General features: G+C 58.2%; 27 protein-coding genes. 1 reads left to right on the forward strand and 26 read right to left on the reverse strand.

Annotation, left to right across the window (positions count from 1 at the left end; translation table 11 throughout):
• Positions 1 to 5: 5 nt before the first annotated feature.
• From ASB65_RS04970 to ASB65_RS04995, 5 genes are all read right to left on the reverse strand, one after another.
• Positions 6 to 2,816, reverse strand: a complete 2,811-nt coding sequence (locus ASB65_RS04970; RefSeq protein WP_060723187.1) for a hypothetical protein — start codon at positions 2,814 to 2,816, stop codon at positions 6 to 8.
• A 6-nt stretch (positions 2,817 to 2,822) separates the two neighbouring features.
• Positions 2,823 to 3,227, reverse strand: coding sequence for a DUF6950 family protein (locus ASB65_RS04975; protein ID WP_060723188.1), 405 nt, complete (start codon positions 3,225 to 3,227; stop codon positions 2,823 to 2,825).
• Positions 3,228 to 3,231: 4 nt separating this feature from the next.
• Positions 3,232 to 3,819: a hypothetical protein gene (locus tag ASB65_RS04980; RefSeq protein ID WP_060723189.1), complete on the reverse strand. Its 588-nt coding sequence runs from the start codon at positions 3,817 to 3,819 to the stop codon at positions 3,232 to 3,234.
• 270 nt (positions 3,820 to 4,089) lie between these two features.
• On the reverse strand, positions 4,090 to 4,743 hold the full coding sequence (locus ASB65_RS04990; RefSeq protein WP_060723191.1) for a hypothetical protein: 654 nt from the start codon (positions 4,741 to 4,743) through the stop codon (positions 4,090 to 4,092).
• Positions 4,736 to 6,856 (reverse strand): phage tail length tape measure family protein, encoded by a 2,121-nt coding sequence (locus ASB65_RS04995; protein WP_060723192.1) that lies wholly within the window; start codon positions 6,854 to 6,856, stop codon positions 4,736 to 4,738. Before ASB65_RS04995 ends, ASB65_RS04990 begins: the two co-directional genes overlap by 8 nt.
• 60 nt (positions 6,857 to 6,916) lie before the next feature.
• Between ASB65_RS04995 and ASB65_RS05000 the strand changes: the two genes are divergently transcribed.
• On the forward strand, positions 6,917 to 7,177 hold the full coding sequence (locus ASB65_RS05000) for a hypothetical protein (RefSeq protein ID WP_060723193.1): 261 nt from the start codon (positions 6,917 to 6,919) through the stop codon (positions 7,175 to 7,177).
• Here ASB65_RS05000 and ASB65_RS05005 read toward each other — a convergent pair.
• The 21 genes from ASB65_RS05005 to ASB65_RS28040 all read right to left on the reverse strand — a co-directional run bounded on the left by ASB65_RS05005 (position 7,174) and on the right by ASB65_RS28040 (position 20,203).
• Positions 7,174 to 7,368 (reverse strand): hypothetical protein, encoded by a 195-nt coding sequence (locus tag ASB65_RS05005; protein WP_060723194.1) that lies wholly within the window; start codon positions 7,366 to 7,368, stop codon positions 7,174 to 7,176. The two genes, ASB65_RS05000 and ASB65_RS05005, sit on opposite strands and share 4 nt — an antisense overlap.
• A 182-nt stretch (positions 7,369 to 7,550) precedes the next feature.
• Positions 7,551 to 7,937, reverse strand: coding sequence for a hypothetical protein (locus ASB65_RS05010; protein ID WP_060723195.1), 387 nt, complete (start codon positions 7,935 to 7,937; stop codon positions 7,551 to 7,553).
• 8 nt (positions 7,938 to 7,945) lie between these two features.
• Positions 7,946 to 8,434 carry a hypothetical protein gene (locus ASB65_RS05015; protein ID WP_060723196.1) on the reverse strand — a complete coding sequence of 163 codons (489 nt, stop codon included), beginning with the start codon at positions 8,432 to 8,434 and terminating at the stop codon, positions 7,946 to 7,948.
• Positions 8,435 to 8,448: 14 nt separating this feature from the next.
• Positions 8,449 to 8,874, reverse strand: coding sequence for a phage tail terminator-like protein (locus ASB65_RS05020; RefSeq protein ID WP_060723197.1), 426 nt, complete (start codon positions 8,872 to 8,874; stop codon positions 8,449 to 8,451).
• 206 nt (positions 8,875 to 9,080) lie between these two features.
• Positions 9,081 to 9,575: a hypothetical protein gene (locus ASB65_RS05030; RefSeq protein ID WP_060723199.1), complete on the reverse strand. Its 495-nt coding sequence runs from the start codon at positions 9,573 to 9,575 to the stop codon at positions 9,081 to 9,083.
• Positions 9,575 to 10,609 (reverse strand): phage minor head protein, encoded by a 1,035-nt coding sequence (locus ASB65_RS05035; RefSeq protein WP_141681086.1) that lies wholly within the window; start codon positions 10,607 to 10,609, stop codon positions 9,575 to 9,577. The genes ASB65_RS05030 and ASB65_RS05035 overlap by 1 nt, the downstream gene beginning before the upstream one ends.
• Entirely contained in the window at positions 10,610 to 10,732 is a 123-nt protein-coding gene (locus ASB65_RS29070) for a hypothetical protein (protein ID WP_269085673.1), read from the reverse strand. It lies immediately after the preceding gene.
• Positions 10,733 to 10,735: 3 nt separating this feature from the next.
• Entirely contained in the window at positions 10,736 to 10,999 is a 264-nt protein-coding gene (locus ASB65_RS05040; RefSeq protein ID WP_065695028.1) for a hypothetical protein, read from the reverse strand.
• 282 nt (positions 11,000 to 11,281) lie between these two features.
• Positions 11,282 to 11,638: a hypothetical protein gene (locus ASB65_RS05050; protein ID WP_060723203.1), complete on the reverse strand. Its 357-nt coding sequence runs from the start codon at positions 11,636 to 11,638 to the stop codon at positions 11,282 to 11,284.
• Entirely contained in the window at positions 11,639 to 12,133 is a 495-nt protein-coding gene (locus ASB65_RS05055) for a DnaT-like ssDNA-binding protein (RefSeq protein WP_060723204.1), read from the reverse strand. It abuts the gene before it with no gap.
• A complete protein-coding gene (locus tag ASB65_RS05060) occupies positions 12,133 to 12,393 on the reverse strand; it encodes a spike base protein, RCAP_Rcc01079 family (protein ID WP_060723205.1) in 261 nt (86 codons plus the stop codon). The genes ASB65_RS05055 and ASB65_RS05060 overlap by 1 nt, the downstream gene beginning before the upstream one ends.
• A gap of 18 nt (positions 12,394 to 12,411) precedes the next feature.
• Complete coding sequence (locus tag ASB65_RS05065; RefSeq protein ID WP_060723206.1) at positions 12,412 to 12,726, reverse strand: hypothetical protein; 315 nt, start codon at positions 12,724 to 12,726, stop codon at positions 12,412 to 12,414.
• Positions 12,727 to 12,790: 64 nt separating this feature from the next.
• Positions 12,791 to 13,777 (reverse strand): DUF2184 domain-containing protein, encoded by a 987-nt coding sequence (locus ASB65_RS05070; RefSeq protein ID WP_060723207.1) that lies wholly within the window; start codon positions 13,775 to 13,777, stop codon positions 12,791 to 12,793.
• Between the two features lie 5 nt (positions 13,778 to 13,782).
• The gene (locus ASB65_RS05075; RefSeq protein ID WP_060723208.1) at positions 13,783 to 14,259 is read right to left on the reverse strand and encodes a hypothetical protein; all 477 of its coding nucleotides are present in this window, start codon (positions 14,257 to 14,259) and stop codon (positions 13,783 to 13,785) included.
• 3 nt (positions 14,260 to 14,262) lie between these two features.
• Positions 14,263 to 15,405: a DUF2213 domain-containing protein gene (locus ASB65_RS05080; protein WP_060723209.1), complete on the reverse strand. Its 1,143-nt coding sequence runs from the start codon at positions 15,403 to 15,405 to the stop codon at positions 14,263 to 14,265.
• A 378-nt stretch (positions 15,406 to 15,783) separates the two neighbouring features.
• Positions 15,784 to 17,613 carry an anti-CBASS protein Acb1 family protein gene (locus ASB65_RS05090; RefSeq protein ID WP_060723211.1) on the reverse strand — a complete coding sequence of 610 codons (1,830 nt, stop codon included), beginning with the start codon at positions 17,611 to 17,613 and terminating at the stop codon, positions 15,784 to 15,786.
• Positions 17,613 to 18,950, reverse strand: coding sequence for a DNA-packaging protein (locus tag ASB65_RS05095; RefSeq protein ID WP_060723212.1), 1,338 nt, complete (start codon positions 18,948 to 18,950; stop codon positions 17,613 to 17,615). Before ASB65_RS05095 ends, ASB65_RS05090 begins: the two co-directional genes overlap by 1 nt.
• On the reverse strand, positions 18,868 to 19,308 hold the full coding sequence (locus ASB65_RS28840) for a terminase small subunit (RefSeq protein ID WP_080868550.1): 441 nt from the start codon (positions 19,306 to 19,308) through the stop codon (positions 18,868 to 18,870). Before ASB65_RS28840 ends, ASB65_RS05095 begins: the two co-directional genes overlap by 83 nt.
• A gap of 61 nt (positions 19,309 to 19,369) precedes the next feature.
• Positions 19,370 to 19,660, reverse strand: a complete 291-nt coding sequence (locus ASB65_RS05105) for a hypothetical protein (protein WP_060723213.1) — start codon at positions 19,658 to 19,660, stop codon at positions 19,370 to 19,372.
• Between the two features lie 30 nt (positions 19,661 to 19,690).
• On the reverse strand, positions 19,691 to 20,026 hold the full coding sequence (locus ASB65_RS05110) for a DUF2493 domain-containing protein (RefSeq protein WP_060723214.1): 336 nt from the start codon (positions 20,024 to 20,026) through the stop codon (positions 19,691 to 19,693).
• Positions 20,027 to 20,056: 30 nt separating this feature from the next.
• On the reverse strand, positions 20,057 to 20,203 hold the full coding sequence (locus ASB65_RS28040) for a hypothetical protein (RefSeq protein ID WP_153464077.1): 147 nt from the start codon (positions 20,201 to 20,203) through the stop codon (positions 20,057 to 20,059).
• Positions 20,204 to 20,403: the final 200 nt, after the last annotated feature.

Raw genomic sequence — 20,403 nt, forward strand, 5'->3', positions numbered from 1 at the left:
TTTCCTCAGCGCTTGAAGGTGGAGGCGATCAAAGTTGTCCTGTCTACCGATCCAATGAATGGACCGCCAGAAACTGTAACTCTGAACGTCGTGGAAGATTGACCGAACGCAGGGGTGTAGAGAACGATGTCGCTCCCAACGTAACGGAATCCGCTGGCATCATCGGTCGAGTTGAAGATGCAGAAGTTGCTCACTTCGCCGCCGTTCGTGATGTTCTGGGTGACAATTTGTGACTTGCCATTGACTGTTCCGCCAGAAATCAGCTTGCTTGCGATATCGAGGCGCACAGTTGGTGAGCCGAACCCGTGACTAACGGTGACATCGAATGTCCCTGTGTCATTTCTTGAATTGGCGTCTACTCTTGTAATCGCGCCAGGCTCGATGTTCGATGTGCCGACGGTCAGTGTCCCGATGTATGCATTCGAGATATCGACGTTGCCCAGAACTCCCGACAAAGCCGAAAGCATATTTACCCTGACCTCATCGAGATAGAGAACACCCGACTGGAAGACGAACGGGCGCTTTATCGTGGCATCGTCGTCGCTTACCATGACGACCTGCCCGGCTTTCATGATGATGCGCGTCGGATTGGCCGGGTTCGAGGGCACATCCATCAGGAATGATGCCGAACGATAGTTCTCATCGTTGACAGCAGCCGTGATGCCATATCGGGCAGAGTAACCGACAGGAGCTGCAACAGCAGCCCATGCGATGTTGATAGACGCCGTGTTGCCGCCCAGCGCCGCCGTCAGGCTTTCAACTTTGCCAGCAACGGCCATGGTCTCATTGACGGCAAGCTGGATATCTTCTCGATATTCAGCACGCGCGGCGCCAAGCTCCACAGAAAGCTCTCTGGCGAGATTTCGCGTGTCCTTATAGGCAACCGTCGCCAGTTCCATCATGCCCGCTATCAGGCCGTCTATGGCATCCTGTGCGGTTCTGGTGCTGTTCCGCAGCCAGCCAAGAGCTTCTTCCACGCCGGACAGATCAACCTCGGCAAAAACCGTCTGGTTGCCGGTAATGTTCGCGGAGGTAACCCACGGCGTGTATGTCTTGAACCGGTCAGGAACCGTGCGGATCGTAGCCCGAGCGTTGTAGAAGACGCCAGAGATCACATCCTTGGAGGTCTGATATGTGCCGGCCTCCGGGTCTTTGCAGACATCGGTGTAAACCGTCGTCTGGCCGCTGATCCGATACTCAAAGATAACTTCAATGATCGATGGGTCTTGCGGCGGATCCCAGGTGAACCGCAACACAGGGGTCTGGAACCCTTCGGCTCCCTCAATCATGCCGGTAGCAACCGTGAAGTTTTGCACGGTCGTCAGGATAGAAGGGTTGATCGGCGGCGTCGGCGGGATAACTACCGGGCCGGGGTCAATATCACCATCATCATAGATATCGGCGCTGGTCTCGGACAGCCGCAACGTAATGTTGAAGCTCTCGTCGCACAGCCACTCGGAAATCATCCATGTGCGGCCATTCCAGACGATCCACTCACCTTCCTGCACCTTCAGGCCGACCCGCAGGCTGACAGGCAAGGTTGCCGTGCCACCCATACGGTTCTGGCGATAGCGGATGGTCAGGAGGTACTGCGCAATATCCGGGTCAGTGACCTGAAGGAAATCGTTGCTGGTCTGCCGATTGCGACCGTCGGCGGCCACGTCGGCATTTGAATAGACAGGCTTAAGGCTCTGCGGGTTCCACAGGTCCTCAATGGACAGGAACTGGCCGGAGATATGGTTATACCGCTCGAAAGCCGACTTCTTGAACTGGTACTCGCTGTCTCGACCGATATCGAGATCGTCCTTTGTAATCTCCAGCACCGGAATTTGAGGAGCGCCGGCAATCACGCCAGAAAGTCCGCGACGATTCAGGCCATAGCCCGCCATCGCGTCTTCGAACTCCTTCAGGATTTCCGTGTGGTCGTCAGCTCCGGTTACCCAAATACCGCATTCATAGGTCGGCTTCCCGGCCTTGATGGTGTCGCAGACGTTCATGGCGACGAAGTACGTTGCCAGATCCAGTTGACCGAGCGACTTGCCCTCACCGATCAGTGTGCGGCCAGAGTTCAGCGCCCGAAGACCAAGCTGATAGTTCAAGCGGTGCACAGCCGGGTTGCGCGTGAATACCCACGTCGCCGGATCGTTGATGCGCTGCGGGCCAGAGCCGCCGGCAACCGTGGAGTCCTTGCGCGGGTCATACTCGCGCAGACCACGCATGACGAATTCGAAATCGGGCTTGCCCTTCTCGAATAGCGCGCTGTCATAGAGGCGTTCGACAACTACATAGCAAAGGCCGGCGTTGACGCTTGTGCTTTTCCAGACATTACCGACGACCACCGTGTCAGCGACCAGTTTAGCATCCACAGGCTGACCGGGACGGCCATCGTAGAACCGGATCGAAATCTTGTCGCTGAAGCCATCAACGTGATAGTGCGCAGCCTCCCCGCCGACGTTCCCGACCTGAATCAGCGCACGGCGTTCGCCATAGACGAAGCAATAGTTTTCGAGGCCATCGCACCAACCGTTCGCGAGAGCAAAGACTTCGCCGTTGAACTTATTGCCCTGCCCCCATTTGGCATAATAGAGGCGCTGGCCTTTAGTCTTGCCGTGGCCGTAGAGCGCCTGAACGTCAATGTCGCCGCCGTACTGCGTCTCACCCTGCACAGCCGTATAGGTGCGCTTCTTGGGCCGCTTGAGGTAGCTGAATGCAAGGCTGGTGCCGAAAGCCAGCGCGCCGCCGATTAGCGTTGCCGCAAGCGTAGAGCCAGCAAAAAGCGCTCCGGCAATCGCCGTCCCGATAGCGGTAAAAATCATTGACGATTATCCGATGTGAAAGGCGGCGATGACTTCCCCGAGGCCGTAATCCTGTCGGCCGTCCGGTGTTTTCGTGACGAAGCGTGTTCCGAGGCAGATGCCGACATGCTCGGCGCCATCAGCGAGGCGAAGAATGACGAGATCGCCCAGCCGCGCCTCACCGGCCCCCTTAGGAGCTTGTTCAAGCTCGGTTTCAAAGAATGTTACCAGAGACTTGTGCTTGCGCTTCCTGAGCGCTCTCTGGGCGCCTGCGAGGGTCTTGTAGCTGCCGAGATACTTCTTGGCCGTCTCAGCGCCCGTGAGCGCGTCAATCATCGCGCAGCCCAAGAAGAAGCAATCGGCAGAGCCATAGGCATACGGCTTCGCCAGCTCCGCGTTCAGCGTAGCTTCGACAATTCGGAAACGGTTCATGTGGTCAGCCTTGCCTCTGGCCCCATTCCTCGGGAATGGTGGCATTCGTGGCCACATATTCGAGGCCGGTGTCTGTGGGGCTATTGTCGAATTGCTGTTCTGCGATGGAGCGCTTGACGCCCGTGGAGCCGCGCGCCGAACGCCCCGGCGGCTGCAGATCGATTTCCATCGTCAGCGTTCGCTCAGACCCCGATACGGCACCCTTGTTGTAACGCACCTGGTCGATCTCATAGATGGACGATGCGAGGATGCCCAAGACCTCGTTGCTGTTAGGCACGCCGCAGAGATGGGCAATAATGACCGGGGAGTTCTGGTAGTCGAACTCCTCGATCTTGGCGATTGCATCCTCTGGATCGGTCACCGGGATATTTGAGAACGTGATGGTGCGCGTCGTGACCGCCGTTCCCACCGCCGACGTCATGCTTCCGATGTCCAGAAACCGGTTCGGCAGATAGACGAGGCCATTATAGGTGTAGGACCGGCCGCCGCGATGGTAACCTACCGTTTTGCCGGGGAGATCGAAGCGAATGAGGTCGAGGCGGGCGATCCGCCCCTTTTCAATCTGTGCTGCGACGACTGGATCAAGGCTCATGGCCCCGCCTCATTATAGCATCAGCGATGGCAATTGCCGTCGACACCGACATGTAGTGCGGGGACATCTGGTGCAGGGCTCTTATGGCGCATGCTCTACGCTCCGCCAAAACAGGGTCCTGCGTATCCTCAGGGATAACCGAATTAATCTGCCCGATTTCTTCCTCGACCCTTGGCCGAATATGCTCGAACGGATCGTAATTTGCCGTGATGTATCTGACATCGACATAGCAGGCAGACTGCGACACGACCAACTTTTCTGGGGTATTGCTCATGATACGAAGACCTCTGTCGCGCGGAATGAGGGCTCGCGGTTATCCCACGACTTGGCGCCGGAATAGCTGTCTGGATCAATCTGCATCGTGCAGGACGGCTTTTCGAAATGAACCGTCGCGCTTGATGTGAAATGATCTCTGTCGACTGGATGGCGGACATTGAGTGTGACAAAGCCGTTCACGTCGGATGTCGCCGGAGCAATCACCCGGTGCAGAGACCGCTTGAGGACCGACATTCGCAGTTCGACATAATCGCCGGGGGAGAAGATGAACGCCGCCGGCAGACCGCCAACGTTCAACTGCGTGGTTCCGGTGATCGCCTGAAGGAAAGCGTCACCGTTGAAGGCACCCCCGCCCGCCTTGGTGCCGGAGAGCGGAGAGCCTGTGTCCATTGCGATTGGCCGTGGACGGAAGACATCGTAACCAAGGAACGTTTCCCCGTCGTCTCCCGCCTGCATCATGAAGGCATCCATCAGGCCGAACTTGGCCTTGTCCAGCCAAGTGGCCTGATAGGTTGCCCGCCAGTACGGAGTGCCAAACGACTGAGATTCCGTCCTTCGGCCTTCCATTCGGTTGATGCTGCGTGGCTGCACCGGGTCGAAGTTGCATTCCCTCCACCCGACAGCAGGGAGCGAAATAGGATCAGCCATTCTGCGCCTGCCCGTTCTGATAGAGGTTCTGCTGTGCCTTGTTGTTCTGCTTTACGACGGCTGTTGACACGTGGACCGCCTCACTACGGGCCACGTCTTTGACGTAGGCTTGGAGGTTCCCGTTTTCATCGACCGAAACCCCAACCGTGACATGCATAGACTGCGGCATATTGCTGTTTGCAGCCGCCGCGCCGCCAGAGAAAGCGGTTCCAAGCCGATGATTAGGCACTACCTGTTCGCCGCCGCCGAACTTAACGATTTCCGGGCCTTCTTCGCCAACAAGCGCATATCCTGCCCGAGCCGAAGCTGTGCCGCTTGCATACATCGCTCCTGTTGGTGCAGCTGGGAAGTAATTCAGCCCCTTGCCACCTCCACCGAATAGACCGCCGAACAGACTAGAAAGCCAGCCACCGCCCCCAGACGAGGAACCGGCATTCGACACCTTGAAAACCGCGTCGAGAACCTCATTCAGCAGTTTATCAGTGATCCGATCCAGAACGTTCAGAGCCGCATTGCTGAACGATTCCCAGAAGGATTCGCCGTTCTTCAACCCGTCGCGCAGATCGTTGATGAAGCCCGCCGTCGTGTTCTTCACGAAGTTGACCGCTTCCGTGGCCTTTTTAGTCGCCTCTGTGAGCTTGTTCTGCTCGACAACAGCCTGCGCGTAGCTTTCCGCCTGTGCACTGATCTGGGCCGTCAGTTCAGGCGTTATCGCCTTCTTGTCCTTCTCGGCCGCCAGCAGCAGATCCGTTTCGACCTTCGCCTTTGCGACGGCATAGCCGTAATCGCTCACCAGCGGGTTCAACGTAGCCTGTGCGGCTGTCTGAGCCTGCAAGGCGCGGGTCTGTTCGGCGATCGAGGCTGTGGCCGTCTGATATGCCTTCTGCTTTGCGCCGCCGGATCCTTTGACCTTCGGGAGCCCCGACAACTCCACAGTCGGGCGGCCTCCGGGTACAGGTCCATTGTCAGGGAGCGGGAAAGCCGTTCCTTGGATCGTTGCATCAGCGCCGAACTGGTCTGTGCGACCTGCGCTGCGCCATGTCCTTGGGTCATTCATGCGATCGAGCCCAGGAAGGCTGGAGGCTTCGTTGCGGAAGTTCGCGGCGGCATTGATTGCCGAGTTGATTTGCGGCACCAGCGTAGCGAACGCAGCCGCATATCGAAGGACCGCAGGCGTGCCGTACTGGTCGACAGCGACGTTGACTGCGTCTTGCGCGCGCTTCAGGTCTTCCGACGTGGCGTTGCCCTCCATGATCTTGGACTGCAGGTCCGTAAAGGAAGACGTGAGGTTTTTGACAACGCCGTTGGTCTCGTCGCCATAACCGCGGAGATTGCGGATTGCGGCCGTATATTCTTCGTTGATGCGGGCCAGCACGTGCTCGACGGCGGTGTATTGCGCAGCGGAAGCGACGTTTGCCGCATCCATCAGGCCTTTCGCCTTGGCGGCGCGCTCCATCTCATCGGCATAGGCCCGCATCTGGGGCGCGGCATCGCCCCAATCGCTCGCGACCTGCTGGATGAGTGCGCTCTGCTCCTTGAGCGTCATGTTTGCCTCGGACCCGCGCGAGAACCATTCCGAGAAATACGAGATAGCAGCCGTGCCGAGCAGAACGAAGCCCGTAGTGATAAGGCCAAGAGGGCTGATGAACCCAGCGAGAGTGGACCTCAGTGCGCCCATGACGCCGGTAAGCTGCCCGCCGTACATCGTCACCTGTGGCAACTGCTGAGCAAGGAGCATAAAAGGAGACTGCCCCATCGCCATCATCGTCGCGATGTCCTGGAACTGGAAAGCCAAGTTTTGCACCTGCTGCCGCGCAACACCCGCAGACTGTCCAAGTGATCTGACGCCCGTAGTGCCGAGGGAACCAGCGCGCTGGGCGGCCAGAGAAGCAGCCGCAAGCGCCTTGGCCGCAGCGTTCGACGTCTTCTCAACCGAGCCCATAGCCGCGGCCATAGCCGTGATCTCAGATGTGGAAAACTTGCCAGATGCATCAGACAGGCCAGCAGCGGCACGTTCAGCAACGCGAGAGGCATTCGTGAACTGTTTCAGGTCGTTGGTTGCGCTCTTCACGCCGCCGGATTGGACCTCAATGCCAAGCTGCGCGATATCCATAGGGCTTTACCTTCCGGCGTTTCAATGCGTATGGTTCCGGCAACCTCAGAGGGAGCCAGAATGGACGGTTGGTTGAAATTTCTGATTGCTACTGCCTGCGTCGTGATTATCGCGGGCGGCGGGTATTTCGCTTGGAGTGAGTACCAGCAGAAAAAGGCCGCCGAGGCAGCTTCTCAAGAAAGAACGATGATCAATGGTTGTCGCGCCACTCTGACGCGCGAAGGATCGCCATCAAAGGCGCTACGGGATCACTGTGCGGCGAATGGATACATCACTCGCGAACAGGCCGCGAAGGCCGACAGAGGCGAGTTCACAAACTAACCGGCCGCCCTCGCCTTCCGCTGCACTTCCATCTCTTCGGCCAGCGCATTCCGATATCCGTCATCCATGCGGATCAGGATGCCTACTTCCTCACGCAGAAGCAGCTCACCGGTGATGCGAGACCATGCGTCGATCTCGGGATAGCTGATCGCCTGCGGCCCATTAGCGCCGTGCTGACGTCTGGCATGCAATTGCCAGAACCAAGCCCAGATATGCTCTATATCCTCGCGGATTTCTGGTTCTTCCGGGTTCTCGTCTGCCTTATCGAAGCGCTCATTGAACTCCCGACGGGTGAGGATGACTTTCGTTTTCGGCCCGTCGTTGAGCTCGTATCCGGGCGTCTCCCATTTTGCGATGTGGGAGACAGCGGCGACTAGCTCGTCGCCGACTGCTCGAAAAAAGCGGCTTCATTCCCCAGAGCGAGATCGATCTGCTTCGCCAGCGCCGGCACTTGGAGAAGCTTGCGCTTGTTGGCGGCGTTGCAGGCGGGTTTCTTGTCACCGGCCAGATTGGCGTCACCGGTGAACTCCCAGCCGACGATAGCAGCCGACAGGATCGCGACAGTGTTGTCGTCAATCCTCTCGGCAGTGACATTGTTGCGGCCGCCCCTGAGGGCCTTGTTTTTCAGGGTGCGCTCAACAGTCTTCACCTCGTCGCTCTCGAGGCTCTGCAGTTCGACCTTCACGCCCAGCGGCGCGTCAGTGCCGGGGTGCTTAAGGTCGACGGTGATGGTGTTCGGTACGAGTTTCAGAAGGTCCATTGGTCACCTTACGGAGTTTCGACAGGGGCGATGAAGAGCGGGCGCTGATCCGTGAAGGCCACAGTATAGCTCTCGCGCACGAAATCATCCGTGCCACCGCCGAGAAGCTGCGGACCCGTTACCGGACCGGCCGCATACATGATGGTGTTCGACCAGTCCTCGGACGGCGCATCGGCGTATTCGACCTTGACCGCATAATAGAACTTGGTCAGCGCAGCGGCGCGGATGGCGATCTGGCCGGGATCATCGAAGATGCGCGCGACCTCGATCGACAGTTCGCCGGCGTCTTCCACGCCCTTGGCCTTGGAACGAACGTCCGTGTCGAGCGTGTCGTAGTTGACGATGTTCGGCGCCGAGCCGTAGTCGCCCAGGTTTCCAACCGACTTGATTTCGGTGAACGTGAGCGCGCCGAAAGCAGCGGCATTGAGCGGGAGCGTAACCGGGGCGGTGCTGATCGACACTTTCGTGCCTGCCAGCGTGGTTTTGATGCCTGCCATGGGGATATCCTTTCCTATGCGAAGGCGTGATAACGAATGCTGACCGGCACTTGCACGCGGTCGGTTTCTTGGAGTGGTGACGCAGCGTAGGGCTTGCGATCGATGATGATCTTGAGCCCGTCGGCGTAAATCGTGGTGCCCTTTGCGAAGTGGGCGATGATCTTGTCAGCGGCTTCAAGCGGCTTGATGTGGCCGACGCCCTTCTTCCAGAACACCGAGACCTGAAAGACGCCGCGGTGCTGTTCCTGCCCTGCCCCAACCTCGCTGTTGGTCGTCTGGTTTGGCATAAAGAACGCCGCGAGATAATTGTCAGGCTTGGTCTGCCCTGCAGCCGGGAAATCGACACCAGGCATCGCGATCTGAAGCGCGGGCGAGAACGAGAGCGTTTTAAGATGCTCGATCAGCGCAGCAAGGATTGTTGCGTCCGTTCCCGTCGCCATGTATTCAACCTCTATGTCTGAAAAGTCACCGCTCAGCGATAACGACGTCTACGACCGCCTGCACGATGCGATACAGGCGCTTGGAGACAACACATGTCTGACGCCGTTGGGCACGGCCACCATGGCCGCCGCTCTGTCTGCGCTGGTAAATCTGCAAGGATGCCTGCTCATAGCCGCCGAGCGCGGAGACCCGAACAACGGGGCAATCATCGACCCGAGCGCGCTATAGCTTCCTTGGTCGCTTCCTGAACTGCTTCGTTCCATCGAGCCACCGCAGCGCGCGTCCAGCCCCTTGGCGCCTGATTGTATGACCGTCCGAGAGAGTCCGTACCATTGAAGCCGTACTCCAGCCTGCGGGCATAAACCATCGTGTAGGCTGAGACGATGCGATCACCAGCAACAGCGCCGGCAATGGCGACCTTCATGTATGCGTCGGTATAAGGCCCCATGCCGTCTTCATCGGTCTTGTCTGCCTTCGGCGGATCCTGATTGACCAGAACCACCAGAGAGGCGCGCAAGAAGCCATCCCTGACCGGGACACTCTCCTGCATGTAGCTGATGACCTTTTGCGTGGAGAGACGGAAGACGGCATTCAGCCGCTTTTCTGTCTGCTGCACCCATGCATCAACCTGCGCACCGAAGCGGGCTTGGCCGAATGATGCCCTGCCTGATCGAGTGGTGACCGTTACGCCGCGTGCCATCAGTCCAGATCCGCCAGGAAGTCGATTGCAAATTCCATCCAGCACCGGCAGCAGGCGCATTCCTCTACTCCGCCTTCCGGGTCACCGGGATGAGCCATGAAGCGGCCCCGCGCCGTCTGGAACTTGTCATAGAAGGCAACGCGCGTCTTGTTCAACAGTCGGTGCGTGAAGCGTGTCCGCTCATCCATGAAGGCATGCCAGATCTTCACCACCACAGACGCCGATACCCGTCCTTCTGCAATCGCTTGGCTCATCGAGGACATCTGCCCCTTGTTGAAGGCGGTCATTGTCTCGGTGCGGGCGATTGTCTCACCGCGCAGCAGAAGCAACCGGTCGGCATAGCGTCCAGTCATCCGGTCGACCGTTGCCTGATCCAGCTTCTTGCCGGTCTTGATGGCGTCTAGAATGGTCCGGTCGAAGCGCTTGTCACGGCGCTCCATGGTCAGAACCTTCTTAAGTTCGTCCTTATCGCCCGAGAGAAGCCGCTGGCGCATGTTCTCGACATATCCGGCCTGAGGCCCAGACAGGCCAATAATCCCGCCCTCACGGCGTCCTGTGACCTTGCTGAGCCTGCCAACGATATTCAGCGCCGTCTGCCGGGGCGCCCTGCCCTGCGAAATCCCATCTGCGAGAGCGTCACGAATAGCCTGGCGCTGGTCTTCGGTGATCCGCGTGACGAGCGTCGAGCTATACTGCCGCAGCTCTTGCTCTGCCGTGGGGTGGCGGATGTCGAAGCGAAACGTCGTGGTAGCTGCCTCAGGAGCTTTCGGCACCTTCTTGGCGGCTTGGTTGCCGCCGCTCTCAAAAACCTCTTCCGTGGCCTTCTGTAGCGGTCTGTAGGCGGCGGGGTCGATGTTCAAGGCCCTCATGGCCCCGTCGATGTCCTGCTGCTCCAATCGCTCGACAATACGATTCAGTTCAATGTTCGATTTCAGGCTGTCGATGCTGTCGAAGAAGGCCTTCTGAACCGTCGGCTCAAGATCATCCAGCAGCTTTCGGATTTGCTGCTTGGCCGTTGGTTTGCGTGCCATCAATCACCCGATTATCCAGCCACCAGCGGCCCAACCCAGCCTTGCGGCGCATGCAATGAGGAAGCCGATGATCACGCCGCGCACGAGAATGCGGGCTGCGATCGATGGCGACACGTTGTCGTTCAATGGTTATTCCTTGAGGGCCGCGTCGATCATGTCGCGGAAGGTGTTGCTCGGCATGCCAGTCGTCTCCAGACCGGCTTCATGCATGGCTCGGGTGGGTTCCCGCATCGCGTTGATAGCCGCGCGAGCCTCAGGCAGGAACTCATGCCAAGCGAACTCCTGGGGCTCGGTTTCCTTGCTGTAGTTTGAGGATGAGAATGGCCTGTCCGGGTCAAGCCCGGAGGCGACACAGATTGCCCTAGCCACTCGTTCAATCATCGTTTCAGCCATTTCACCCTGCCTCTATCGCCTGCCCTGAACCTCGTAATAAACCACAATACCAGCCGGTGACAGCAGCTTGGTTCAATGGTTATTGCTCTGTCGCTGAAACGGTGATCTTGACTGAACTGGTGGTCGAAAGGCTTCCCACCATCTTGAACTCCGACACCTCAAGCTCAACACTGAGATTGTCGGAAGCTATCACCTTAAGGTGAGGCATTAGAGTAGTCGCAACATCGACAGCCAGAACCTTCAAGCTATTTGTGTCTTCGTATTCACGTTCTTGATGCATGCTTATCGCCTTCCTTGAACTTCCCAGAAAACCACGATACCGGCCGGTGAAAGCGGTTTCAGGCGCTCAATGGCATATGCTTTGCCGTCGGCAATTACCCTGTCGCTCTTTTCGAGCGCGATCTGCAGGCCCTGAGTGCTCACGTAAATCTTCTTGTCGGTGGACAGAACCAGAGTTCCATCGATGTCCCGGTCGTCATATTCCAGCGTTACCAGCGTGCACGGATAGTCCGTCTCGGTGATCTCTGGGTCGTAATCGGGGCCGGATGTCACCGCGCGGCGGATGGCGCCGGTCGTGCCGAACTTGGCGATCAATCTCTCGGCAGTCTGGCGGGCGCGGGCATAGTCGAAGGTTGCCATTCAGACCACCAAGATTGCCGGGAGCACGGGACACATGAACAGCCAAAGCATGCCCTCAATAGCGGTGACCACCGGCGTGGCCATGGCAACGATGTCCGCGATATCGGTTGACGACGATGTGGCATACTCCACTTCGAGACTGCCGACCTTCTCACGCTTCACCGTAGATGACCCTGTCACTACCGGAGACAAACTGCCGGGATTGGTCAATTCGAGATATGCAGCCTCGTAGGAAGCGTTCTCTATAGCCACAGGAACGACGTCAGAGGGGATGGGCTCGCCGTAGTAGGTAGACGCCCCTGTACGCGGCCAAGCGCGCTCCTGAGCATATCCGCCAGTGCGTGAACCACTGAACCGAGGTTCGTAGCGATCAATAAACAGGGAACCCCGCTGACGGGCGGCTGTTTTCTGCGGCTCAGTCGTTCCTTCCGGAAAGACATAACCTGCTGCTTCAGTGTAAGCCGTGAACGCCTCGTTGGTGCCGTATCCAGCCATCAGACCAGAACCTCAAGGTTCGTCGCGGTGGTGCCGGTGGCGTGGACGCGGGTTACAGCCACAAGGATGGTTTCTCCGGCGTCGATGTAGGTGTTGCGCACCACGCCAGCATTGTTGCTGAACCGGAGCGTTCCGGCGGCACCATCAGGGCGGCAACGGATCGCACGGCCTGGTTCGGCAAGATCGGTGCTGTCGTTCGGCGTGACCGGAACAAGATCGGAGGCGACGTTCAAGCCTCGATTGAAGGGATTCGTTGCCATGTCGATCTCCGTTAGGGCTTATTCCGCCAGATTGGCGTCAATCTTTTCCTGAAGCTCTCCGGCAGACCAGCCATGGTAGGCGCGCTTGCCGTATAGATCCTGATACTCAGACCGAAGCGTCGATAGCTTGTCGTCTTCAGTTTCCTTGGCGCGCTCCGTCTCCTTCGCCTTGCCGCCTTCGGTCACTTCGACATAGGGCGATTGGCGCATGACTTCAGCATCGAACGCGCCGAGTTCAGCAATGACCTCACCATAGGAAGGCAGGATAACCGGGCCGTGCAGCGTGGGCACGTCCAGCGGGAAGCCGGACAGGTTCTTGAGTGTGTAGGGCATAGCTGACCTCAGAGTGTTGGATATGCCCGCCCAGCATAACCGGGCGGGCGTGGCTCATGCGCTATCACGGCGCCGGGAGAATGCCATCGAGATAGTAGAACGTCGCCGTGGTCATCAACTCGATGCCGCCGGTACGGAAGATGCCGGGGATCTGGAAGTTGAGCGGGCCGTCCGGATAGACCGGCAGGAACTGGTGAGGCATCGGAAGGTTGAGCTTCACATAGTTCTCGTCGTTCTTGTAGGCCACCATACGACCGCCGCCGACTACCGTCTGCGTGGACGCGGTGCGGAGGAACGGAACGGCGCGGATCGTGAGCGGACGGCCGGTTGCCAGCGTGTAAACGTTGGTGCGCAGCAGCCATGTCAGGATCGTGTCGTTGCCGAGCGCATTGAACGGCGTAGACGCGATGAGGTTGTAAGCCTCGACCGGCAGCAGGATCGTGTCGGCATATTCCAGAGCATTCGTCGCCGTATTGGTGCCGGTGAGTGCCTGGTTGATGTCGCGCAGGATCTGAGCTGCTGTCTTGGTCACCGTGCCGTCGTTGGCAATCCAATGGCGGGCAGAGCCGGTGCCATCGGCAGTAGCTGCAACGGGAGTGACGCCTGACTGGTTGATGAGGCCGTTCTTGCCCTTTTCAGCGGAGCCCTGAATGGTCAGGTCCCACATGAACTTCGTGTAGGCCAAGCGAGCAGCACGGGCGCGGCGGTTGGTGAGGGTGCCGCCGACCACATTGAGGGCGGTATTCACCTCCTCGATGTTGTACTGGTAGCCGATCGCCGCCAGATGGAACGTGCTGAGCTGCATGTCCTGATTGACATCAGCCAGCGGGATATCCTTGGCGTAGCCGGACTGCCAGTTTGCCTTGCCGGAAAGATCCGACAGATAGGTGAGAATACCCGGAGACCACGCGGGGCCGGAGGTATCCACGAAAACAAGCCGGCCGAAGTCCCAATCGGGATAACGCGCTTCGTAAACCGTGCTGTTGATTTTGTACGCCTGCCCCTGCACGAACGACAGGGCCTGAGCGTCGATAACGATACGTTGGTTCATAGCGATCAACCCGAGACAGAGAGAGAGGGAACCGGACGACGGTAGCGAACGAGGCCGATTGCTCCGCTGGAGCCTGCGACTTCGAACTCTGCGCCGGGGATGGATACGACCGTTGCGGACTGTGCCGCGCCGGTCCAGGTCTTGTTGGCGGTGTTCCACCGCGCCGGCGAACGAGCCGTGACGTTGGCACCGAGAAGAACGCCGATCACACCACTTTCGCAGATGCCGACGTTGTCGTACTGCGCATAGCTGTCACCGGTGTGCGGCAGAACCTGCGAGGCCTCAGTGATGCCGAGAACCGTGCGGCCCGTGGTGGCATCAAGCTCGATGCAGGTGTGCTCACCAGTTCCGGGCATGACCGGGACACCAAACCCAAGGGTGCCAGAGCCTTCCTTGGTGCGGGTGATGGTGTTCCACTCTTCCATGTTGGCACGACGGCCAAGTGCATAGGCGTCAATGGACTGCTTGAAAGTGATAGGCATGGATCAGGCCTCCTTCTGGTGGCGCCAGGCGTTGAGATCGGACACGCCGTCGGACCACGCCTTGTTTTCGCGACCGGCATCATTGAGGTTCGACTTCAGGCCGTCAGAGACGACACGAGCGAATGGATCGGCGCCAGCTTCCTTCTTGGCGTCTTCAGCCAAGATGTCGAAACGGGCATCGATATAGGCGTCGGCCTTGCCGGCAATCGCAGCATCGCCCAGCTTGGCGGCGACAACAGCTTTACGAATGGCAGCGTCAGAAAGGCCGGTGGTCTTGACGTCTTTGGCAATGACCGAGGCCACAGCAATGAGGTCAGCACGGTCCTGCACGCGCTTGTCGAGATCGGCGTCGGAGAGAACCTTCGCCTTCATGGCGTCGAGTTCGGCGTCCTTCTTCGCCAGTTCAGCATCCTTTGCCGCAAGAGCTGCGGTGTGGGCTGCCTCGGCCTTCTCAGCCTTCGCATTGGCATCAGCGAGCCGCGTCTGCAGCGTGCCGATAACCACGGCACCCTGATCGGTTACTTCAACCGGGATGCCATCGACGGTAACCGTCTTCAGGGTCATGATCGTTTCCTTCTTTGGATTGTGATCAGGGATGAAAGGGGCAGCGCCCCATGACGCACCGTCACCGATGCGAGCTTGAGAACCAGCCCTGGCCCGTGTCACCACGGCGAGATGGTTGATCTTGATGTTGGTCTGGGTGGCGTCGAACTGCTGCCCGTCTGGCGTTACGCCGTCGCCCCAGACCAGTTCGCAGGTGTAGCCGGCGGAAAGCTCCCGCTTGCCTTCCTCAACCTCTGCGATGGCCTTGGCGTCCTTCAGGATCAGCGGCAGGTGAACCCACTCGCCGTCCTTCTTGGCAGCCGTGCTGACTTCACCAATGGCGAGGTCTTTCCAGTTTTCAGCCGTCACCGCCTCGTCAGGGTGGTTCATCGTCACCGGTGCGTGGGTGAAGCTCTGCAGGCTGGTGTCGGCAAAGACCTGTTCGGCTGGGCGATAGACCCGCACAATCGGCATCTCTGGCTTGCCAACCTCATCGCCCGAATACAGCTGGATGCCGGTGCGAACCGACTTGGCTTCGGCAATGAGATATCCGTCGGCAGTCCGACGCGTGCCGGACACCGTTACAGCGTCGGTGAATTGCATGTTGATTGTCCTTTAGTCGGACTCGACTCTGGGTTGATTTAGAGTTTTCTTGTTGTGCCAACAGGGAGAATGAAATGGCAAACTACATAATTTCGTATGACCTAAACGGTCAAAGGCCTACGCACGCTGAGATGGACAAGCACATCGAGAAACTCGGAACTTGCGCCTATCGCATACTCGAAACGGTTTGGTATGTGAACTCTACCAAAACGCGTCAAGATATGGCGACCTACGTGAGTGCAATACTGAGCAATAACGATTCTTATATCGTGGTTGATGCCACGGATATGTCGTTTAGAAAGCTACTTGTGTCAGACCAAAAGCTCATTGATTGCTGGGCTAAGTGACAATTCCAAAGGGGCAGTTTCAGTCTGCCCCTCATTCATCTTTTAGTTCTTCGAATATCTCGGGCCCAAGGATGATCTTGCCCTGATATGGCTCAACCTTCGAAAGATCGATGTCGCCGCCAATCTGGATGGAGATATGCGGTTGATATTCAGGCCCCGACCACGAGGCTCCAGCCTCAATGATCGCCTTATGACGCCACACAAGCTCGGAAGCCGAGATCAGCAAAGCCTTGTATTTCCCGCCATCCCCGAGCGTCTCCATCTGACGCGGACCGCCCGCGCTGATTTCCAGCTTAGGCGACCAGCTTTCGCCGACAGCAAACCAGTCGACCGGCTGAGTGGAGTAGGCAATCGTAACATGCAGGTCAGGCACGATGTCTGTGAAACCTTGAGCGGTTGCCCACTTCACGATGTCTGCCCGGTTCAGTACGTCACGTCGTACATACAGCGCCCGTGGCGCGGCATCGTTAGCCGCCTGCTGCATCCGGGTCACGTTGTTGGTGTTCGCTGCCTGCGTGGCTGCTGCTGCGGCAAGCTCTTCTTCCGTTGGCTCGTTCTCTTCCAGGTCGCCATACTCTTCGACAGCAGCGGCAAGGCCAGGTAGGTTTCCATCTTCCTCGATGCGAGAGATGAGAGACTTTGAGACAGCCTCGCGGGTGATCAGCTCTTGGCCTGTACCAGACCCAACAATGGCGCGCGCGGCTTCAGCATTCAGCTTGAACACCTCTGCCCGTTCCTTTTCGGTCTGGCTGTAGAGCGGCGCCCACTCGTAATAGATTTTTGGGTCGCGGCTGCCGGTTGCTGATCGGATCGCAATCTCGTCAAAGCGCCAGAGAGCCGGCGACAGGTCGTTGCGCTGGTCTGCGCCGATCCGGTCATAGTAGTTCTTCAGAGTCACCTCGCCATTAGACCCAAGGCCAGACGGCGCATCCTGTAGGAAGCGGACCATTGGAATATCGGCCGCACCGGACGCCACCTGCAAGTATTGGCGAAGCAGCTCTGGGAACTGCCCGAAGTTGATCGTCTTCTGTTCCCACTTCTCACCCGCGCCGTTCCCGTCACCTTCCAAGAGCAGCATGTTGAACATGCTCTTCATGGTGTTGGCGTAGGTAAAACGCTCAGTGAGCTTCTGCGTGGTTTTCTCGTTCTCCAGATACTTCGACAGACTTGGAATGTAGATAACGTCTGTCTTCGCCTCTGGGATTAAAGATGCAGTATGTTCCTGAGATGAGGCGGCGTTCTGGAGCGCGTCGTAGACGACCTGCAGAATGCTATCGCCCCAAATCTCATCAGGCGCCGCCGACTTATCGAGGATAGGCGCGCCGATGAACTTGATCACCCTCGACGGGTGGATGCGCACCATCTGCCCGTTCTTGCCGGTGAACTCCCACATGGTGGGCTCGCCATAATAGGGGGACGTGATATCGCGATTGATATCGGTGTGGCTGACCTGATCGCGTCCAAGAACATGCACGTATTTGAGCGTATCCTTGCCGACACGTTCAACGACAAGCTCATCTTCAGGGCTTCCGACATCAACACCAAGAACGAGGATCGAACCGCCGCGAAGGCGAGCAAGCTGGAGAGCTTCATTCACTTTTGCCTGGATGTTGATCTGCGGCGCGCGCTCGACCTTCTCGATCGCTTCAACAATCGCCTCATCTGCCTTCCACTCGCGCCACTCACGGGTCATGTCATCTGGGATGATGTCTACGACCTTGCGGGCCATCCAGTCAGACCGGTGCATGGCCACAAGCTGGGCAGGGTCGATCTGCTGAAAAACAAAGGCATTCCCGACGCGTTTGTCCTTGGCTGTACCAAGGCCGCTCACGAAGTTCTGTAGGCGGTCAAGAAACAGCATTAGACAACATCCAACATTCCGTAGTGATAACCGCCAAGCATAAGCTCAGTGATGGCCCATACGAGCGCATCTGCACGGTCTGGCGAACCTTCGCCGACGTAACCTTCCGGTGCGATCTGGCACATCTGGTCTTCGAGGTCTGGCAGCGATCCCACATGGGAGACCTTACCTTGTTCGTAGAGAGCAGCGACTGGCTCAGCACGGGCAACTTTGCCGCGGCTGGCTGTCACTTCCTTGTAGGCTACCTTGCTGTCAGTGGTCGAAACCACATGCTGCACCATGGCGCCACCGAAGTTCCGTTCTGCGACGATCCTGTCAGCTTCAAATTCGTAGTAGGCCTGCACCGCGCGCTTGCCCCACCCTGCCGGGGAGAGCTTGCAAGTGCGATCGGCCATTACATAAGCCCGGCCGTCGACGCCTAGACCAGCCACCACAATGCCGACGCTATCCCCGTCATCAGTCGCGCCTTTGGTGCCAGATGGGTCGATGGAAACCACGACACGCTGCAGCTCAGGAGCCGTGGTGACGCGGTGCTGGTCTATCTCAGACCGCGACCAGAGCGCGCCAGGTAGATCGTCAAGGATCTCGGCCTCAAGCTCTTGGCGGCCAAGTCGGCTGCCCTCGTACTTGTCCTTGATCGTCTTGAGGAACTTCGGCGCCAGGTTGCCCGAATTGTCGAATGTCGACCCCTTCGTAACAACCGTCGTCGGGTCTTTAATGATTTCCTTGATCAGCGGCAGAGGCTTGGGCGTCGTGGTAATTATGGTGCGTGGGTCATTGCCCAGACGCAGGCCGAACATCGCCATATCCCATGTCTCGCGCAGATACTTCCACGCGGCCAACTCATCGCACCACATAGCCTCATGCTGCGGACCACGAAGGCGTTCCGGCTCTTCGGCAGAGAACAGTGTTGCTACCGCTCCATTCGCCCATGTTACCCGTCGCTTGGATGGTTCGTAGGAAGGCCGGCCGAGCATGTCACCGTTTGCCGACTTGTCACCGGCCCAGCACACTGCAAGTAGTCCACTCTCGCCTTCCACCATAACGTCGCGGGCGTCAGATGCAGTCGGGGCTATCAGGGCAATGCGCCCCTTCCCCATCTTCACCTGTTCCCGAACCCACTCAGCCCCGGTTCGGGTCTTTCCAAACCCACGGCCGGCCAACACCAGCCACGTTTGCCAGTTGCCCTCAGGAGCGATCTGGTTATGACGAGCGAAGAACCTCCAATCGTGGATGAGGTCTTGGCATTCCTTTTCACTCAGACTTGCCAGAACCGCCTGACGTTGAAGTGGCGGAAGCGAGGCGAGAGACGATATGTTGAAGCTTGGACTTTGCATCGGTCACCGTTATGTCCCCGGAAATGTCCGCCTCGATCTTGTCAGTGAACAGTTTGTGGTATTTGCCCAGCAGCCCCCACGCCGACACACGAGCCCCGTGGCTCGATCCTTCACCGGTACGGTTAGCCTCAAGGTAAAGCCCTTCAAGCACGTCCTGAGCCGTTATTTCGGCTTTCCTGATGCGTTTGCTGGCGCCTTCGGCAATTGCCTCTGCGACCATAACATTTGATAACAGTCGCGATCCTTGTTCTTGCGCCGTCTTCTCGCTGTACCCGGCGCGTATCGCTGCCTGGGTGGCGTTCAGGTCAATGAGGTATTCAGCGACGAATGCCTCTTGCCTATCGGTCAGCTTAGCCATGTCTTGCCAACCCTTGCGCGAATGTCTCGTGCCGTGCATTTTTCAGAACCGGCATTGGCTGCTACTTCCTATCCCACTCACGCCATACAACCTCGCCATGATGACGAAGTATGTAGCCTTCGGGATATTCACAAAGAACGATCTTACCGCCCTCTGTGGTGTCGCCTTCGAAGCGAACCATATCGCCCTCAGGCTTGATCGGCAGCACCTCAACCAGAACACCGGGAGGCGCGACATACTGCGCTAGACGAAACACCCAGAGCAGCGCCTTCATCCTCAGGCCATAGAAGCGCGGGAACCTGATCTTCACGCCGACAGTGATCTTGGGGGCGTCGATTATCATTTCAGCCATTGTCTCTCTCCCGCTCTTGCTCGGAGGTGGTCATGGGGTGATCTTCTTGATGTGAATGCCAGCGACTTCGGCTCTGCGAACCATGTCAGCCGTGCCGCGACCGCCGGGGAAGGCAACGACGATGTCTGGCTTGCCTTCGTTGAGCATCTTGCGATTTCGAATTGGACCGGCAGCATTGCCGTATTTCTCCCACTCGGCCGGGAATGTCTGCAGGCTAACTCCACGCTTGGCTGCGTACCTTCGATCGAGCGCATCGGCACCAGATGCTCCACCCTCAATAATTACCTGAGGCTGCAGCATATCCAGCGCGTAGAAGACCTGTGCGATGTTACTATAGTTCCGTCCACCGCAGACAAGCACTCGCATCGCTCTCTCCATGTGGGCGGGTGAATGGGGTTAGGCGGCGACAAAGTTCCAGATTGGCTGATAATCGCGCCAGAAGGCGAACTGGCTACGACCAATGCGCAGATTAAGCCGCTTGCCGATGAAATTCAGTTCCCAATCACCAGCGAACCGAACAGATGTAAAGAAACGAACCTTCATGGCTTAATCCTCTCTGGTGTGGATATGCGAAAGCCCCACCTTGTTACGGGCGGGGCTGGTGAAATGTATCGGGTCCACCGCGTCCGATGGATTAGCCTAGCCGTATCGAACGGCCTACCCTCTTAAGGGCTGCATTCCGCGCTCAGCGCCCGATCTGGTGGAAACCGCTCGTTCTGCCCGAGACATTCAGCTCACGATCC

The sequence above is a fragment of the Agrobacterium tumefaciens str. B6 genome (assembly GCF_001541315.1).
Classification (GTDB): Bacteria; Pseudomonadota; Alphaproteobacteria; order Rhizobiales; family Rhizobiaceae; genus Agrobacterium; species Agrobacterium radiobacter.

Excerpts from the sequence above, each read along its gene's own strand:
- ASB65_RS04970 (WP_060723187.1), bottom strand. The coding sequence starts at position 2,816 with ATGATTTTTACCGCTATCGGGACGGCGATTGCCGGAGCGCTTTTTGCT.
- ASB65_RS04975 (WP_060723188.1), bottom strand. The coding sequence starts at position 3,227 with ATGAACCGTTTCCGAATTGTCGAAGCTACGCTGAACGCGGAGCTGGCG.
- ASB65_RS04980 (WP_060723189.1), bottom strand. The coding sequence starts at position 3,819 with ATGAGCCTTGATCCAGTCGTCGCAGCACAGATTGAAAAGGGGCGGATC.
- ASB65_RS04990 (WP_060723191.1), bottom strand. The coding sequence starts at position 4,743 with ATGGCTGATCCTATTTCGCTCCCTGCTGTCGGGTGGAGGGAATGCAAC.
- ASB65_RS04995 (WP_060723192.1), bottom strand. The coding sequence starts at position 6,856 with ATGGATATCGCGCAGCTTGGCATTGAGGTCCAATCCGGCGGCGTGAAG.
- ASB65_RS05000 (WP_060723193.1), top strand. The coding sequence starts at position 6,917 with ATGGACGGTTGGTTGAAATTTCTGATTGCTACTGCCTGCGTCGTGATT.
- ASB65_RS05010 (WP_060723195.1), bottom strand. The coding sequence starts at position 7,937 with ATGGACCTTCTGAAACTCGTACCGAACACCATCACCGTCGACCTTAAG.
- ASB65_RS05015 (WP_060723196.1), bottom strand. The coding sequence starts at position 8,434 with ATGGCAGGCATCAAAACCACGCTGGCAGGCACGAAAGTGTCGATCAGC.
- ASB65_RS05020 (WP_060723197.1), bottom strand. The coding sequence starts at position 8,874 with ATGGCGACGGGAACGGACGCAACAATCCTTGCTGCGCTGATCGAGCAT.
- ASB65_RS05030 (WP_060723199.1), bottom strand. The coding sequence starts at position 9,575 with ATGGCACGCGGCGTAACGGTCACCACTCGATCAGGCAGGGCATCATTC.
- ASB65_RS05040 (WP_065695028.1), bottom strand. The coding sequence starts at position 10,999 with ATGGCTGAAACGATGATTGAACGAGTGGCTAGGGCAATCTGTGTCGCC.
- ASB65_RS05050 (WP_060723203.1), bottom strand. The coding sequence starts at position 11,638 with ATGGCAACCTTCGACTATGCCCGCGCCCGCCAGACTGCCGAGAGATTG.
- ASB65_RS05055 (WP_060723204.1), bottom strand. The coding sequence starts at position 12,133 with ATGGCTGGATACGGCACCAACGAGGCGTTCACGGCTTACACTGAAGCA.
- ASB65_RS05060 (WP_060723205.1), bottom strand. The coding sequence starts at position 12,393 with ATGGCAACGAATCCCTTCAATCGAGGCTTGAACGTCGCCTCCGATCTT.
- ASB65_RS05065 (WP_060723206.1), bottom strand. The coding sequence starts at position 12,726 with ATGCCCTACACACTCAAGAACCTGTCCGGCTTCCCGCTGGACGTGCCC.
- ASB65_RS05070 (WP_060723207.1), bottom strand. The coding sequence starts at position 13,777 with ATGAACCAACGTATCGTTATCGACGCTCAGGCCCTGTCGTTCGTGCAG.
- ASB65_RS05075 (WP_060723208.1), bottom strand. The coding sequence starts at position 14,259 with ATGCCTATCACTTTCAAGCAGTCCATTGACGCCTATGCACTTGGCCGT.
- ASB65_RS05080 (WP_060723209.1), bottom strand. The coding sequence starts at position 15,405 with ATGCAATTCACCGACGCTGTAACGGTGTCCGGCACGCGTCGGACTGCC.
- ASB65_RS05090 (WP_060723211.1), bottom strand. The coding sequence starts at position 17,613 with ATGCTGTTTCTTGACCGCCTACAGAACTTCGTGAGCGGCCTTGGTACA.
- ASB65_RS05095 (WP_060723212.1), bottom strand. The coding sequence starts at position 18,950 with ATGCAAAGTCCAAGCTTCAACATATCGTCTCTCGCCTCGCTTCCGCCA.
- ASB65_RS28840 (WP_080868550.1), bottom strand. The coding sequence starts at position 19,308 with ATGGCTAAGCTGACCGATAGGCAAGAGGCATTCGTCGCTGAATACCTC.
- ASB65_RS05105 (WP_060723213.1), bottom strand. The coding sequence starts at position 19,660 with ATGGCTGAAATGATAATCGACGCCCCCAAGATCACTGTCGGCGTGAAG.
- ASB65_RS05110 (WP_060723214.1), bottom strand. The coding sequence starts at position 20,026 with ATGCGAGTGCTTGTCTGCGGTGGACGGAACTATAGTAACATCGCACAG.
- ASB65_RS28040 (WP_153464077.1), bottom strand. The coding sequence starts at position 20,203 with ATGAAGGTTCGTTTCTTTACATCTGTTCGGTTCGCTGGTGATTGGGAA.